This window comes from Afipia sp. Root123D2 (genome assembly GCF_001425835.1).
Taxonomy (GTDB): domain Bacteria; phylum Pseudomonadota; class Alphaproteobacteria; order Rhizobiales; family Xanthobacteraceae; genus Afipia.
In genome coordinates, this window is the sequence record NZ_LMDP01000001.1 from 508,829 (window position 1) to 525,185 (window position 16,357).

Genomic DNA, 16,357 nt, shown 5'->3' on the forward strand with positions numbered 1-16,357 from the left:
TAAATATTATAATATAATATTCTATTTAATGTGATTATATGGCCGGGCCGGGCGAGGTGCGGCCTATGCGGCTTTTCGCGAGCGTATCCGGGTCGTCTTATGAATCGGCAGGCTGCAAACAACCGATCTGCTGGCGATGTCGATCTCAGCATCATCATTGTGAGTTACAACACGCGCGAGATGACCGTCGAATGTCTGAGGTCCATCGCCGCCGAGACCCGTGACACAAGCTACGAGGTGCTGGTCGTCGACAACAAGTCTTCGGACGGCTCCGCCGAAGCGATCCGTGAAAATTTCCCTGATGTGAAACTGACGGCATTGACCGACAACATCGGTTTTGCCCGGGCGAACAACCTCGCGGCTAAAACCGCGCGCGGTCGTCGAATTTTGCTTCTCAATCCGGATACGATCATCCTGCACCGCGCGATCGATCGCCTGATGGAATTCGCGGCCCGCAATCCGTCGTACCGGGTCTGGGGCGGCCGTACCGTCTTCGGTGATGGGTCGCTCAACGCGACCTCCTGCTTCCGCAAGATTACGCTCTGGAATCTGGCCTGCTTCGCCTTCTGTCTCACCTATTTCGGCCGACGAAGCGCATTCCTCAATTCCGAGTCCTACGGTGGCTGGCAGCGCGACACCGTGCGGCACGTCGATATCGTCACGGGCTGCTTCCTTCTGATCGACCGCGATCTGTGGGATCAGCTCGACGGATTCGATCCTGCATTTTTCATGTACGGAGAAGAAGCCGATCTGTGCCAGCGCGCGCGCGTCGCCGGCGCACGGCCGGCGGTCACGCCCAACGCAACCATCGTTCATTATGGTGGTGCATCCGACGTCGTCCCTGTCGACAAGCGCGTGAAGGTCTTCAAGGGACGGATTACCCTGATCAACCGCCATTTTTCATCGATCACGCGCGATCTCGCGCGGGGGCTGCATCTGATTGCGCCGCTGATGCGCTGGTGCGGCTATCGGCTGGCGGCATTCCTGTCCGGCAAGTTCGATCTCGCAAGCAAGGCCGACTACTGGAAAGCAGTCTGGCGCCGCAGAGCCGAATGGATCAACGGTTATGACGCTTATGCTCCCGAAAAGAAGTGATGGTCCGGCGAAGCCTGGCGGAGCGTCTCGCCGCGCGCGGGATGTCGGTTGCGCGATTGCCATTCTCGTCTGCGCCGAAGTTCTTTGCCTGACATCCGTGGCTGCGCAAGGCGGAGCAGGGCAAGGTGATCAAAATCCTGCCGTCAGTGAGGCGACGCCGGCCGGATGGCCCGACGTGACAAACACCGGACCGCCGAAGGATCTGGTCTTGAAGCCGTCGGGTGAGCTCGTGGTCACCGAACCGGGGACGGTGATTTCCGGCGTCGATGTCCGCGGCTCTGTTTATATCAAGGCGTCGAACGTGACCCTGATGAATTGCCGGGTGATGTCCAGTGGCTTTGCCGTGGTCGATATCGCACCGCATGTGAGCGGCGCGGTCGTTCAGAATTGTCTCATCGACGGCACGGGCGCCGCCTTCGACGGCACAGGCAATCAGGGCATTCAGGGGCAGGGGACGTTCCGGAACAACAACATCTTCAACGTCGAGAATGGCATCACTCTCCTCGGCCATAACTCGGTGATCGTGGGCAATTACATTCACGACCTTCGAGCCGGGGGAACGCCGCATTACGATGGCATTCAGATCGATGGCGGCATCGAAAACGTCGAAATTCGCCACAACACGATCATCAATGTCCACGGGTCCGCCAGCGCCGTGATGATCGACAACTATTTCGGGCCCATCTCCAACATTACTGTCGAGGATAACCTGTTCGCAGGCGGCAGCTTTACGATCTATTCGGATGCGAGTTTCACCACCCACCCGATCGTCGGCGTGTCGATCAACAATAATCGTATCGCTCCCGGCCGGTATGGCGCGACGTACTTCAAGAACAATCTTCCGATCTATCGCGGGAACAGGACCGACGGTGCACTTCTGATTCGCAGGCTTAATCTGGGGCCGACGGATATGGTCCTGAAATGACAGGCAACAGCGCCTCCCTCAATCCTCCGCATATGCCGTTTAGCCGGGGCGGTGCGGCGGCTCACGCGATCAAGGGGACGCCTCGCCGGATCCGCCGTCCGAGCCTTGTGCCGGCGTGGCTGATTCTGATCGGAATTATCTTGCCGGCGGAAATCCAGATTTCGATCGGCGGATCGAAGTTCACGGCCGGCCGAATTGGAATCATGCTGCTGCTGGTGCCGGCTCTGGTCACGCTGTTCGGCGGCCGGCGTCGGTTGTTGCCATCCGATCTGGTCGCCTTGGCTCTGGCCATCTGGATGGTCGTCGCCGCGATTTTTGCCGGAGCCTCGGAGTCGTTTACATCAGCGGTCGCGGAAGCCATCGAGTTCGTCGGCGGCTATCTGGTCGCGCGAACCTTTTTCGTCGAAGCGATGACCGTCGAAGGCTTTGTCCGGGTCCTGAAGCTGCTTGTGCTTGCCATTGTCGGCGCGGCTCTGCTGGACGCTTTGTCAGGGCGCTGGCTCATTCACGATACGATTGCATCGTTCCTGGGCGCTCCGCTGTTCGATGCGACGTTCCGTGGCAACATGATCCGCGCGAAAGCGACGTTCGATCATCCCATCCTGTTCGGAACGTTCTGTTCGCTGGCTGCCGCCATATTGTTCTATGCCGAATCCGATCCTCTCAAACGCCTTTTCTGGGTCGGTGTCTGTTTCGTTGGCTGCTTCCTGTCGCAATCCTCGGCTGCGATGATGGGCTTCGTCATCATCACGGCGACGTACACATACGATCATATGCTCCGGCAGTATTCGTGGCGATGGACGCTTCTGTGGACCACGATCGCCATCTGCACTGTGATCATCTTCGCTGTTGCGCGCCATCCCATCGGTTGGGTTATTTCGCACCTGACCCTGGATCCGCAGAGCGGATACTACCGTATCCTGATCTGGGATTCCGCGATGGCACAGATTTCCCAGCAGCCGATCTTCGGCGCCGGTTTCAGCCTGTTCAACGACGACATCCTCGACCATACCGTTGACAGCGTCTGGCTGGTCGTCGCGCTGCGCTTCGGCGTGCCGATGGTCGTGCTGATGATCTTGCTGACCGTATCGGTGGTCCTGCCGGTCAACCGCCGCATCGCAAGGCAGCCCAGCTATCTGAGCAGGATGTCCACCGCATTCACCCTGGTTCTCGTGGTGTTCATGTTCACGGGCATAACGGTGCATTTCTGGAACTACATGTGGATTTTCTGGGGCGTCTGCATCGGCATGCGGGCAGCGCTTCGCGAACAGGCGATGAGACGAATCCGGAGTGGCTATTGAAGCACGCTCTCGCATGGCGTGCGGGCGTTGAAACAGTGAATAGAGGGTTGCGTAACATGACAGCCAATTCGAGCAGCAGCTACGAAGCACAAGCAAGCGTCAAGGACCGGCTGCGGCCGTATGTCTGGACGTTGCGCAACGGCCTTCGCACCATCCGCTTTCTGTTCGGGCGATTTCCGCGGGAATGTTCGGTTTGCGGTTACAAGGGACGGTTCTTTGCCTACGGCAATCCGCTGTCTCTCGGTATCAACATCGATTCCCTGTGCCCGCGTTGCTTGTCGCACGAGCGGCATCGCCTGCTGGCGCTGTTCGATAAGGAGCGCGATCTGTTTTCGGGAAGGAGCATCCTGCATTTCGCGCCCGAAAAGGGGCTGGCGAACTATGTCCGCTCCAAGAAGCCGAGCCGCTACGTCACCTGCGAGTACGGCGGACGCGACGCCGACCTGGATATCAACATCGAGAACATCAAGCTCAACGACGGTGAGTTCGACATGATCGTGTGCTGTCATATTCTCGAGCATGTCGATGACAGTCTGGCGATTCCTGAATTGTACCGGATCCTGCGCAAGGGTGGTCAGCTGATCGCGATGACGCCGGTGATCGAGGGATGGCAGGATACGTTCGAGGATCGCAGCAAGCAGCGGACCACCGAGGATCGTATCCTGTACTTCAACCAGCACGATCACCTCAGATTCTTTGGCAGCGATCTGCGCGAGCGCCTGCGCCAGGCGAACTTCGAGGTCGAGGAATACACCGCGGTCGAGCCCGAGGTTTCAAAATACGGATTAATTCGCGGGGAGAAGGTCTTTCTCTGCCGAAAGCCCTGACGCCGGGAGCCGGCTCCATCGAAGTCGATGGCTCGATTGAGCCAGCCGCCACGCGCGACACTGATCGCAACCGGGCGGCTGCGATCAGTGCGAAAGCAGGTGTGCGACCTGTTCCCGATGCTCGGGCAGCAGAAACCAGTTCATATAACTGCGGTGGTTCGGTACGAAACGCCCACCGACGTAGCCGTAGTAGGCGTAGCTGTTGGCAGCCAGATAGTCGACCAGCGCGGGCCACGGCCATGCCGACATGATGACCGGCCGGCTCGTTCTCAGCGTATCGGTTGCGCCTTTCAAAGCCTCGATCTCGGAGCGCTGAATGTGCAGCTTGATCAGGGCCGGCTTCAGCCCGAAGGAGTCGAGCGTCCGGCCATGCACCCGATAGGTTTCGATCGCGACCTTGTCGGGGCTGAAAAAATAGAACCGCTCAGTGCTCGACCAGTCGCGCGCTTCCTCGAGCTTGAGCGAGGCGAGGCCATCGAGCATGAAGCCGTTGTAGTACGGCATGTGCAGGATGATGTCCTGCTCGGTTTCGCACAACGCGTTATCGATAATAGAGACGTTTGCATCGCCAGCGTGCCGCCGTGCGAGCGCGGCGGCTAATTTCGGGTTCGGCTCGAAAGCCACGATCTGCGGGTCCTTAACGGCATTTTTGAAGGCTGTGATGCTTTGCCCGCGGTTGGCTCCGACATCGAGAAGCAGTTTCCCGTCCAGGTTGAAGTGCCGAAGCCCCCCGTAGTCCGACTTGTAGAGAAGCCCTGTCGAACGGAAGAAAGCGTCGTGGAGCGCGAATTTGGCTTCGACCATCGCAGGAAACTGGACTTGGACAGTTCTGAGGACCTTTTTCACATCAGGCCCGCTCATCGGATTGCTCCCGTCGAGAATACAGTTGGTCTGGCCTCAGTATCTTGGCTGCCAGGATAATTGTTTCGCCACATAATATCCCATTGAATCATCGAATCAGTTGGCATTTTCGTGCCTTTTCTGATTCCCTGTCGAAAATTCAATGAATCGCTAGTTTGAGCCTTCGGGCTAATGGATTGTCTTGCATTAAAAAACCCAGTGTTAAGCAAGCTCCTCGCAATCAATAAAACAATAAACATCGCAATAATAACAGCTAAAGACTTGGCCGTTAGTTTGGTGGCGATACGACATACCTCTCAGGGCCGCAAATGGCCGCGAATCGGAAATTAAAGGAGGGGATGTTCTTGTTTGTATTTATCCCGTGCCGGTTTTTTTGGTTTTATCGAGGGTAGTGAGAGGGTGATGCAATCATAAACTGCAAATGCAAAATTTTTGTTTTATGTAGCATGCGGGCAACATAGCCCGAATGAGGTAATTAATTAAAGGGATTACCGCAATGCAGAATTCTCGGCGGAGGGATTTTGACGCTGCCCGCAGAAATCACCTCAGGTGGGCCGCCATGTTGTCCCAAAAAAGCCCTCGGTCGCCGACCAATACGAAAACACTGTGCAGCACCGTTGTGTCGCGCGGTCAGGCGTTGCTCATTGGCAGTGAAAAGTTGGAATCGAGCAAACGCTGCATCCCCACGTTCTGATCGAAGGAGAATTAATCTTGGCAGCAACCACACCAGCAAATGGATGGCCAGACGCTACAAATACAGGTGTGCCCGCGGGCGTGACCTTGACGAAGTCCGGTGACGTTATCGTCACCCAGGACGGAGCGGTCATTTCCGGTCTCGATATTCGCGGCACGGTCTATATCAAGGCGTCCAACGTGACGTTGATGAACTGCAAGATAACCTCGAATGACTATGCCGTTGTGAATATCGCTTCGAATGCGACCGGCGTGGTGGTCAAGGATTGCACGATCGACGGAACAGGCTCCACGTTTGACGGTGCTGGTAACCAGGGCATCATGGGTAACGGCACGTTCCTGAGAAACAATATCTCGAACGTTGAAAACGGCATTACCATCCAGGGTAATAACACCGTTATTGAAGGCAACTACATTCACGATTTGCAGGCGGCTGGCGCGCCGCATTATGACGGCATCCAGATCGATGGCGGTATTTCGAATGTGAAGATCAGCCAGAATACGATCATTAATGATCACGGCTCGGCCGGTGCGATCATGATCGATAACTACTTTGGCGCGATCAAGAACATCTCCGTCGATAACAACCTGCTCGCCGGCGGCAGCTTCACCATTTATTCGGACGGCAGCTTCAACAGCAATCCGATCACCGGCGTCACGATCACAAACAACCATATTTCGCCGGGTCAGTATGGGTCGACCTATTTCAAGAGCAATTCGCCGACCTATACGGGCAATGCCGAAGACGGCGCTGCTCTGGTGAATGGATTGACGACCGTCGGTCAGCCGCCCGGCACGGGTACGGGTACTACGGAGCCACCCCCGGCGACGACCACTCCCGACGCGCCCAAGCTCGCCTCGTTCTCCAACGACAGCGGCGTTGCCGGAGACGGCATCACCAACGACAACACGCTGACCGTGACCGGGTCCGCTGCCGCAAACAGCGCGATCAAGATCATGGATGCCGGCAAGCAGATCGGAACTGCGACCGCGAACTCAAGCGGTGCCTGGAGCTACACGACAGGTGTTCTTGCTGACGGCAATCACAGCCTGACGGCAACCGCCACCAATGCATCCGGCAAGACCAGCACCGCCTCGTCCGCCCTTGCAATCAAGATCGACACGGCGGCTCCCGTTGCGCCGACGATCACCTCGTCGGCGATGGCTGCGGCCATTGCAGAGAAGGCGGCTGCCGCGACATCGACAGCCACCAACGTTGCGTCGCTGAAGGGGACCGCCGAAGCCAACAGTGTGGTGAAGGTGTTCGACGGCACGACGCAGATCGGCACGGCGACCGCAGACGCGAAGGGAGCCTGGAGCTTCACGACGTCTCCGCTGTCAGCCGGCAAACACAGCCTGACCTCGAAGGCGATGGATTCGGCCGGCAACACCGGCGTTGCGTCCAAGGCTGTCGTCGTCAACGTTCCGTCGGACTCGGGAAATCCCGGAACGCCGGGCACCCCCGGCACCCCGACCGCGCCGAAAATCGGATCGATGTCGAACGACACCGGTACCAAGGGTGACGGTATCACCAGCGACAACACCCTGACGCTGACGGGATCGGCCGCCGCGAACAGTGTGGTCAAGGTGTTCGATGGCACCAAGGGGGTTGGCACGGCCACTGCGAACAGCAGCGGGGCGTGGAGCTTCACCACTGCCGCGCTGGCAGACGGTGCCCACAATCTGACGGCCAAGACCGTCGACAAAGCGGGCAAGATGAGTGACGCCTCCGCGGTGCTTGCTGTGAAGGTCGATACCCATGCGCCCGACGCGCCGAAGATTGCGTCGGTCTCCTCGGATGGCAACAAGGTTGCCGACAAGGGCGTCGCCGGCTCCGATCATGTGACGTTGACCGGCACGGCCGAAGCGAACAGCACGGTGAGCATTTTCGACGGCAACAAGCAGGTCGGCACGGCGACAGCCAACGCCAAGGGAGCGTGGAACTACGCTGCCGATTCGCTGGCGGACGGCAACCACAGCTTCACGTCGAAAGCCATGGATGCCGCTGGAAACCTGAGCAAGGCATCCGCCGCGCTCAACGTGAAGGTGGATGCGCATGACGCGCATGGTGCGGACTCTGTCTTCAACGGCATGTACCAGAAGTGGAATGACAGTGTCTGGTTCAAGGGCACTGCGGATCCGTTCAGCCAGATCACCATTTACGACAATGGCAAAGCCAGTGGCGTCGCAACCGCCAAGGCAGGAGACGACGGGGCGTGGAGTGTTTCCACCAAATCCGCGGTCTCCGATGCGGTCCACACCTTTACCATGAAGGTCAAGGATGGTTCCGGCCACGTCACAGCTGGTGAAGGCAGTGCCGTTCTTGGGTCAAGCCGCTCCGACACGATCAAGAGCACATCGGGCAACGACTTGCTGAAAGGAAATGGCGGTCATGACACCTTCGTGTTCGCGCCGAACTTCGGCAAGGATGTCATCACCGACTTCCAGGCTTCGGGGCGTGGTCATGACGTTGTTCAGATCAGCAAGAGCGTGTTCGACAGCTTTGCGGACGTTCTGTCTCATGCATCACAGAGCGGTCATGACGTTGTTATCAATGCCGGCGGGGGCAATACGCTGACGTTGAAGGATACGAAGATGGCGGCCTTGGACAAGACGGACTTCCACTTCGCCTAACGCGAAGACCGTCTGGTCCAAAGTCCAGAACTCAGAGGTACCCAAGAGCGGAGAACCGCTCTTGGGTACATTTTGACTTAGAGCCTTGGGGCAAAAACAATGGTAGAATTTGGCCGGCGGAGGGCCATCCCTCCGCCTCAGAGAATGCAATCTGCTAGAACGGCATCTGCATCCGGCCCAACGTTCGATACTCAGGAAGCTGCAGCTGCAACTGGCCCAGGGCGATTGTCGCGGATAACCGAGTACGTCGGTGGCTTCCGGTCCTTCGCCACGGATGCGATGCGTCTTCTTGCCTCGCTTGGTTCACGCGATCGTATTCGCGAATCCCTCGAGCGGATCAGGCCGTTTTTCTTTTCGCGCCGCTCTCGTCGCAACGTGGTGCGTTATAACGAAGACCGATCCGAGATTTCGAATTTTCTGGCGTCTGTTCGGCACGCATTTTGGGGGCTCGCCGTCTTCAGCGGTTTGAGCAACGTCTTGATGCTGACCGGCTCGTTCTTCATGCTGCAGGTCTACGACCGCGTGCTGCCGAGCCGGAGCATTCCCACGCTGTTGGGGCTGCTCGGCCTCGCTATCATTCTCTACATCTTCCAGGGTGCGTTGGACCTTGTGCGAACGCGCCTGAGCGGCCGCGTGGGACGCCACTTGGAGGAAACCCTGGGCACGCGGATGTACGATGCTGTCGTTCGCATGCCCCTGAAAACGCGTGGCGACGGCGATGGTATGCAGCCGATGCGCGATATGGATCAGGTGCGAACCTTCCTCGCGAGCGGCGGGCCGACTGCGCTTTTCGATCTTCCGTGGATGCCGCTTTATATCGGTATCTGCTTCTATTTCCATTTCTGGATTGGTGTCGTGGCGCTGGTCGGTGCCTGCGTGCTGGTCTTTTTCACCATTCTGACGGAAGCCCGGACGCGCGGCGCCACCAAGGCGTCGGCGAAGTTCGCGATGTCGCGCAATGCGCTGGCGATCGAAGGCCGCCGCAATGCCGAGGTGCTGCGGGCCATGGGCATGGGGCGTCGCGCGGCGGACCGCTGGAACGAAGCCAACAGGCACTACATGGCGGCCAACGAGGCGGCCAATGACGCGGCGAGCGGACTTGGCGGAGTGTCCAAGGTCTTCCGCATGATCCTGCAATCCGGGGTTCTGGCCGTCGGTGCCTATCTGGTGATCCATCAGGAAGCGACCGCAGGCATCATCATTGCCGCGTCGATTCTGACGGCGCGCGCACTTGCGCCGCTGGAGCTGGCCATCGCGAACTGGAAAGGCTTCACCGCGGCACGTCAGGCGGCGCGGCGGCTTGACCAGCTTCTGATCCTTCTGCCGAAGGAGGAGGAGCCCATGGAGCTTCCTCCGCCGGCGCAGTCATTGAGCGTCGATCGTATCCACGTCGTGCCGCCGGGAGCGGAACGGCCGGTGCTGCAGAACGTCTCCTTCGGATTGAGCGGTGGTCAGGGCTTGGGAATCATCGGTCCCAGCGGCTCCGGAAAATCATCGCTCGCACGCGCGCTGGTGGGGGTTTGGCCGCATCTGAACGGCAAGATCAGGATCGACAGCGCAGCACTCGATCAATGGTCATCCGAGGCCCTTGGCCGACATATCGGATACCTTCCGCAGGACGTCGAACTGTTCGACGGAAGTATCGCGGTCAACATTGCCCGCTTCGACCCGGACGCGACGCCCGCGGCCGTACTTGAGGCCGCAAGAGCCGCCGGTGCGCATGAGCTTATTCTGTCGTTCCCCGAAGGCTATGGCACTCGGATCGGCGAAAGCGGCATGTCGCTCTCGGCCGGTCAGCGTCAGCGGATCGCGCTGGCGCGTGCGTTCTACGGCAACCCGTTCCTGGTTGTCCTCGATGAGCCAAGTTCCAATCTCGATTCCGAGGGCGAGGCGGCTTTGACCAACGCCATCCTCAGCGTGCGAAATCGCGGGGGGATCGTCATCGTGGTGACGCATCGCCCCAAATCGCTCGATGGCGTCGATCATGTGCTGGTCATTGCCGACGGCACCTCTCAGGCGTTCGGCAGGAAGGATGATGTGCTCAAGAAGGTGCTGCACAATCCGGCGCACGCCCCGGTTCCGCTGCGAATGGCGAGTGAAGGGGGGAGAGCCTGATGGCCCCGGTTTCCGACTCGGCAGAGCATTCGATCCAGCGTTACTTGATGCTGGGCACGGTTCTTGTGCTCCTCGTCACCTTCGGCGTCGGCGGGTGGGCGACAACCACCGAGCTGTCCGGCGCGGTGATTGCGCCCGGCGTTCTCGTCGTCGATTCCAGCGTCAAAACCGTGCAGCATCCCACCGGCGGTGTCGTCGGGGAATTGCATGTGCGCGACGGCGATCGCGTGAAGGCCGGTGACATTCTGGTTCGGCTCGATGAGACCCAGACCAAGGCGGCCGCATCGATCATCACCAAGAGTGTCGATGATTTTCTGGCCCGTCAGGCGCGCCTCGAGGCCGAGCGCGATGACATGGACGAGATCGTATTCCCGCCGACGCTGATCGAGCGTTCGCGTGCGACGAATTCAGATGCAGCGCGTGCCGTCGCCGCTGAACGCAGTCTCTTCAAGCTGCGCCGGCAGGCACGTGGCGGTCAGAAGTCGCAGTTGCAGGAGCGCAGTGCCCAGTTGCGGGACGAAATACAGGGATATCTTGGACAGGTCGAAGCCAAGAAGAAGGAAGTCGAGTTCATCCAGGAAGAACTCAAGGGCGTGCGCACCCTGTGGGATAAAAAACTCGTTCCCATCACGCGCTTGACCGCACTGGAGCGGGATGCCGCCCGGATCGAGGGCGAGCGCAGCCAGCTTGCCGGCATTATTGCCCAATCGAAGGGCAAGATCGCCGAAATCGAGCTGCAGATCATTCAGATCGGTCAGGATCTTCGCAGCGAAGTCGGCAAGGATCTTGTTGAGGTTCGCTCCAAGCTGTCGGAACTCGCCGAGCGCAAGATCGCAGCCATGGACCAGCTAAATCGCGTCGACATCCGCGCGCCGCAGAACGGCCGCGTCCATCAGTTGGCGGTGCATACCATCGGCGGCGTGATTGCTCCCGGCGAAAAGATCATGCTGATCGTTCCGGACGCCGATGCGCTCGCGATCGAAGTCAAGATTTCGCCGCAGGATATCGATCACGTCCATCTCGGCCAGACCGCCATCCTGCGCTTTTCAGCGTTCAATCAACGCACCACGCCGGAAGTTAACGGCGAGGTCAGCCTTGTCTCTCCGGATTTGACTGTCGATCAGCGCACGGGGGCGAGTTACTATACCGCGCGTATTCTGTTGAAACCGAATGAAGCCGAACGCCTGAACGGCGCCAAGCTCATTCCGGGCATGCCCGCGGATGCCTTCATCCAGACAGGCGGCCGAACGGCGCTGTCGTATCTGATGAAGCCGTTGCGTGATCAGGCCGCAAAGGCCTTCAAGGAAAACTGACACCCAGCAGGCGGGGCAACGCCGGACCGGCTTTTGCCTCGCCATGCTCGCGCACTGCTCCGGCTTTCAAATCACCGCCGTCGCGGATTCAGCCTGACCAACATGTCCGGGCTGCAGGTGCTTATCTCGTCCCTGAGACGCTTGATGAGATCCGCGATGTCGGGACCCGCGTCTTGGCCCGACCGGTCCGGTCCGGAACTGGACGTCTCGATGCATGGGATATCCCGGCTCCAGTCGCGAACATCCATCAACGGCATAACGTCGGAAGCATCAAACGTCATGCAGGTCAACCGTCCGGTCGCGAACGCGCCGGTATCGATATTGATGCGGTTGAACCGAACATCCGGCTCTTCGACCGGCGTATGGCCGTGGACGATGACTTTCTCGAATTTCTTGTCCCAGTTCAAAAAGTCATCGCGAATCCAGAGCAGGTCGTGTTCGGTCTGGGCGGATAGCGGGACGAGAGGCCGCACGCCGGCATGGACAAAAAGGAAATCGCCGCAGTCGAAAGAAGTTTGAAGCGTCTCCAGAAACCGGCGATGGGTTTCCGGGAGAGCTTTTGCGAATGCGTCGACCAGCGTGACCTGCTCCGACGCGGTGGGATTGATGGGCGGTTTCAACCCATAGGAGATCAGCGTTTCCAGTCCTCCGTATCGCCGCCAGTCGTCGAGCCGCGCGGAATTCCTGAGCATGTCGAGGACAAAGGCTTCGTGGTTGCCCTTGAGAAAAACCATTTCCGGCATCTGGCGGGAGCCGAGGAGCAGGTCGAGAACCTCTTTCGACGCTGGGCCGCGGTCGACGTAGTCGCCGAGAAACACCACGATCGGCCTCGCAATTGGGTGCAGCAGAATGTCGATCTCGATCTGCTGCATGACCAGCGCCAATAGGTCGGCCCGGCCGTGGACGTCTCCAATGGCATAGATCCGTGTGCCATCCGGTACTTTCGGAAGGTGCCGGCCGCTGCGCAGCGAAGGTAGCTTCCACACGATATCGACCCTGAACGTCGTGAAGCGAAATGAAATAGGGAATGAGCCGGAGCCCGGCCGGTATTGAGCGACGCAGGCGATGCTATCCTAAACGTGACGCCTGATTGCTCCAATCGCTTTGTGAATCTCCAGCTTCGATGCGCGCTGGCGTGACCGTGAATGAAGCGGCGAGGGATTGCGGCTTGCGTTGGATAGCGGAAGATGCCTAGAATTCGTTATATATTGGTCATTTCCTGCTAACGCTGAGTCTGAGCCAAGGTCATGTTTCACAGGCTTGTCGTGATCGCTGCGTGGCTCAGTCTGGCATTCATTACCTTCGCAACGCTATCGTCACCGGGCCTGAGGCCTCATATTGCCGGACCGGGCTTCGAGCACCTTGTGGCCTTTACGGTGAGCGGCCTGCTGTTCGGCATCGCATATCCTCGCCACATGATTTTCGTCGTTGCAATTGTTCTGGTCAGTGCGGTCTTGCTTGAGTCGCTTCAACTGGTCGTTCCGGGGCGGCATGGGCGGCTTCCCGATCTGCTGGTCAAGTTGGCGGGCGGGTCCATTGGCGTCGTCGCTTCCCGTTTTGTGAAGCGGGCTTAGGTTTTTTTTAAGGTAGGGAACGATGACCCAACGCGGCGCGGTGCTGGTAACTGGCGGCGGTGGTTATATCGGCGCTCACTGCTGCAAGGCCCTGCATGAGGCCGGGTATCTTCCAGTTGCGTTCGACGACTTCTCGACGGGACATCGCAGCTTCGTCAAATGGGGGCCTGCCGTTGAGGGCAATGTCCAGGACCCGAAGAGCCTTGAAGCTGTTTTCCGGACGCAGGACTTTGTCGCGGTGATGCATTTCGCCGCTGCCAGCGCGGTGGGAGAATCCGTCGTCGATCCGCACAAATACTATACGAACAACGTTGGCGGAACGCTCACGCTGTTGCGTGCGATGCGTGACGCCGGCTGCCAGAACCTGATCTTCTCGAGCACCGGTGCGGTGTATGGCAACGCCAGTTCCGAACCGATCGCCGAAGGCGCGATCAAGAGTCCGATCAATCCCTACGGCCGCTCGAAACTGATGATCGAGGACATCCTCGCGGATTACCGGACGGCCTACGGTCTTCGGTCGTTCTGCTTCAGATACTTCAACGCCAGTGGCGCGGATTCGTCGGGGGAGATCGGGGAGGACAGGGATCCGGAAACACATCTGATCCCGCGCGCGATCATGGCTCTGCAGGGGGAGGTTGGCGACTTCGCTATTTTCGGAAACGATTATCCGACGCCCGACGGCACGGCGATCCGCGATTACATCCACGTGTCGGATCTTGCCGCCGCCCATGTGATGGGAGCGGGCCTGCTCGCGAGCGGCCACGGCGGGGGGATCTACAACCTCGGCACCGGCGCGGGCTATTCCGTGAAGGACGTCCTGTCCGCCATTTTCCGGGAAACCGGACTGACCATGCCGCTGGTCTATCGTCCGCGGCGTGCCGGCGATCCGCCGATGTTGATTGCCGATCCTTCGGCGGCGCGCAGAGATCTGGGATTCAAGCCGTCCCATTCAAGCCTGGATGCGATCATCGCCACCGCGTGGCGCTGGCACCGGAGTATTGCGAAACACCGCTAGAGCGTGCGGTGGCCGTCTGTCTCACCCGTCATCAAAACGACCGAACCGGAGTGAGGCAATCGCGCAATCTTTCGAAGCTCGCCGAGCGTTCCGCGAGAATGCCCGCAGTTGGCGCATTTGACCGGCGTGGACGCTGGCGCGCCTTCGCTGCAGTCGATGCAGACCGCTATGCTGTCGCAGTTGGTACACACAGTTCTGAACGCCTGCGGCCTGCTCATTTGGCTCATCGCTAACGATGGGATGTTTCTGTGATGTCAAAGCTGTGGCGGCCTGCTCAAGCCTGTCGCGTTTGGGCAGGTCGCCGCAGTCGTCACCCTCCTAGCCAGACCGAACTGCCAAGCTCGGACTCGGATGTATCGGCTTTGACAGCCTCGCTCCGGGTATCAGCGGGTTGGCTGTTTTCCAGACGTTGCTCTGCAGCGTTCACCAATTTGCGGAGATCTTCGATCTCGCGAAGTCGCCGTCTTAAATCCGAGTACGGTCCGAATATGAAATCTGTGCAGAGGGATGTATTGCGATGATTTGTCAGTAATTGAGTTTGTCTATGCATTTCGCCCTCCAGAAAAAGAGGCGAAGGTCAGGTTAGCAAGACCGATGGCTATTCGCTATTTACTCAAACGAGTTACGATTTGCGTCGCATGCTGCGGCAATGATTTTGGAGACCGGTTGTCGCTCGCAAAGCCATGTCGCTGACTGCTTTTGCAGCGTCGGCGTTCGCGTGATGTTATCCGCCGACGCTGGCGATGGATTTAGAAGCAGGTCGTATTCCCCGCCACGCCGGCCTGCAGGCAAGCAGCCGAACTCGAGCGCATGACGGCACATCCGCTGTCACTGCCGCGGATCGAAGCCCGCACGAATGACGTCCGGTGCCTGCACCGCCCCTACCTCGAATGGAGTAGGGGGGCGGCTCTTTTATCGGAGGAGATTGCGCTGCTGCGCCCGTCGTTCGGCCGCGTTAACCAAGTCGCGGAGCCGGGCAATTTCCATAAGCCGCTGTCGAAGGCTCTTGTGACTCCGAAAATTACTTCTCGAACCGGCGTTTTGACGTCGTTTATTGGAGAAACTGCGTGCTGAAATCGTCATGGGAAGCCCAAAATGGTTTAGCCCGCAGTATGCTGTGGTCCAGCGTATCCCGAAACACCCATGTGGGTGAAGGATTCCAGGACCTGCAGACCTCCAGCGTCATTTCAGTGTCATTTGTGCCTAAATCGTGGGCAAGATTTCTCGCCCTTTTTCCGCGAACGGTGGTAAAGCCCCGTCAGCCCGGATGCCATCACAGGACACTTAATGATGCACGCCTTTTCAAAGGACGACGATGTTCGTCATCATGCTCAGGGCCCGCAGGGCCGCACCGAACTCAGCGAATCCAACATCTACACCGTGGTGGCGCGGATGCCGGTCGAATCCGATGGCCGGTTGCGCTACCGGATCCGCAGCAAGACCGAAAACGTCGAACGCGTGGTGACGGAAGACCAGCTGAGCCGCCCGCTATAAGCGGCAATCCGCCAGCCAGGTCAGCGAACAGCAGCAAAATGATGCGGGTGAGGGCGGCCGGGGCCGCCCCGCGCTCATGATTGAACACAATTGATGTGTTGCTTTCGTTTGGCCGCATGTTAAAGACGCATATTCGATTGTCGGCATTGCATTTGTTAAGCGCCTCCTCGGCCCCCTTTCCAAAGACATCGCAGAAGTTGGATAGGTTCCGCGCGACGTCGCGCGGAAAAGCGCATGTGCGCGTATGGAGAACAGACAAGTGGCAACTGGTACAGTGAAGTGGTTTAACGGCCAAAAGGGTTTCGGTTTTATCGAGTCGAGCGAAGGCGGCAGCGATGTGTTCGTTCACATCAGCGCTGTTGAGCGCGCAGGCCTGACCGGCCTCGCCGAAGGGCAGAAGGTTTCGTTCGAAGCCAAGAAAGACCCGGTGCGCGGCAAGGTCAGCGCGGAAAATCTTTCGCTGCTCTGAAGATAAAGGACTGACGCCGGTTCGCGGATGTACCGGACCGG

General features: G+C 58.9%; 13 protein-coding genes. 11 read left to right on the forward strand and 2 right to left on the reverse strand.

What is annotated here, in order from left to right; translation table 11 throughout:
• Positions 1-99: 99 nt before the first annotated feature.
• From ASC80_RS02360 to ASC80_RS02375, 4 genes are all read left to right on the forward strand, one after another.
• Positions 100-1,095, forward strand: a complete 996-nt coding sequence (locus tag ASC80_RS02360; RefSeq protein ID WP_082512375.1) for a glycosyltransferase family 2 protein — start codon at positions 100-102, stop codon at positions 1,093-1,095.
• A gap of 175 nt (positions 1,096-1,270) precedes the next feature.
• Positions 1,271-2,020 carry a right-handed parallel beta-helix repeat-containing protein gene (locus ASC80_RS02365; RefSeq protein WP_156464231.1) on the forward strand — a complete coding sequence of 250 codons (750 nt, stop codon included), beginning with the start codon at positions 1,271-1,273 and terminating at the stop codon, positions 2,018-2,020.
• Positions 2,017-3,321, forward strand: a complete 1,305-nt coding sequence (locus tag ASC80_RS02370; protein WP_056292532.1) for an O-antigen ligase family protein — start codon at positions 2,017-2,019, stop codon at positions 3,319-3,321. Before ASC80_RS02365 ends, ASC80_RS02370 begins: the two co-directional genes overlap by 4 nt.
• 56 nt (positions 3,322-3,377) lie before the next feature.
• Positions 3,378-4,148: a class I SAM-dependent methyltransferase gene (locus ASC80_RS02375; protein WP_056292534.1), complete on the forward strand. Its 771-nt coding sequence runs from the start codon at positions 3,378-3,380 to the stop codon at positions 4,146-4,148.
• Positions 4,149-4,232: 84 nt separating this feature from the next.
• On the opposite strand, the gene ASC80_RS02380 is transcribed toward ASC80_RS02375, so the two are convergent.
• Entirely contained in the window at positions 4,233-5,009 is a 777-nt protein-coding gene (locus tag ASC80_RS02380; RefSeq protein ID WP_082512376.1) for an FkbM family methyltransferase, read from the reverse strand.
• 774 nt (positions 5,010-5,783) lie between these two features.
• On the opposite strand from ASC80_RS02380, the gene ASC80_RS02385 reads away from it, so the two are divergent.
• The 3 genes from ASC80_RS02385 to ASC80_RS02395 all read left to right on the forward strand — a co-directional run bounded on the left by ASC80_RS02385 (position 5,784) and on the right by ASC80_RS02395 (position 11,764).
• The gene (locus tag ASC80_RS02385; RefSeq protein WP_156464232.1) at positions 5,784-8,336 is read left to right on the forward strand and encodes an Ig-like domain-containing protein; all 2,553 of its coding nucleotides are present in this window, start codon (positions 5,784-5,786) and stop codon (positions 8,334-8,336) included.
• A gap of 99 nt (positions 8,337-8,435) precedes the next feature.
• Positions 8,436-10,451 carry a type I secretion system permease/ATPase gene (locus ASC80_RS02390; protein WP_244487168.1) on the forward strand — a complete coding sequence of 672 codons (2,016 nt, stop codon included), beginning with the start codon at positions 8,436-8,438 and terminating at the stop codon, positions 10,449-10,451.
• A complete protein-coding gene (locus ASC80_RS02395) occupies positions 10,451-11,764 on the forward strand; it encodes an HlyD family type I secretion periplasmic adaptor subunit (protein ID WP_056292539.1) in 1,314 nt (437 codons plus the stop codon). The genes ASC80_RS02390 and ASC80_RS02395 overlap by 1 nt, the downstream gene beginning before the upstream one ends.
• Before the next feature lie 71 nt (positions 11,765-11,835).
• Here ASC80_RS02395 and ASC80_RS02400 read toward each other — a convergent pair whose 3' ends face one another.
• The gene (locus tag ASC80_RS02400; protein WP_082512378.1) at positions 11,836-12,750 is read right to left on the reverse strand and encodes a metallophosphoesterase family protein; all 915 of its coding nucleotides are present in this window, start codon (positions 12,748-12,750) and stop codon (positions 11,836-11,838) included.
• Positions 12,751-13,011: 261 nt separating this feature from the next.
• On the opposite strand from ASC80_RS02400, the gene ASC80_RS02405 reads away from it, so the two are divergent.
• From ASC80_RS02405 to ASC80_RS02420, 4 genes are all read left to right on the forward strand, one after another.
• On the forward strand, positions 13,012-13,338 hold the full coding sequence (locus ASC80_RS02405) for a VanZ family protein (protein WP_056292542.1): 327 nt from the start codon (positions 13,012-13,014) through the stop codon (positions 13,336-13,338).
• A 22-nt stretch (positions 13,339-13,360) separates the two neighbouring features.
• A complete protein-coding gene (galE, locus tag ASC80_RS02410; RefSeq protein WP_056292544.1) occupies positions 13,361-14,353 on the forward strand; it encodes a UDP-glucose 4-epimerase GalE in 993 nt (330 codons plus the stop codon).
• A gap of 1,290 nt (positions 14,354-15,643) precedes the next feature.
• A complete protein-coding gene (locus ASC80_RS02415; protein ID WP_244487169.1) occupies positions 15,644-15,847 on the forward strand; it encodes a hypothetical protein in 204 nt (67 codons plus the stop codon).
• 259 nt (positions 15,848-16,106) lie between these two features.
• On the forward strand, positions 16,107-16,316 hold the full coding sequence (locus tag ASC80_RS02420) for a cold-shock protein (protein WP_056295464.1): 210 nt from the start codon (positions 16,107-16,109) through the stop codon (positions 16,314-16,316).
• Positions 16,317-16,357: the final 41 nt, after the last annotated feature.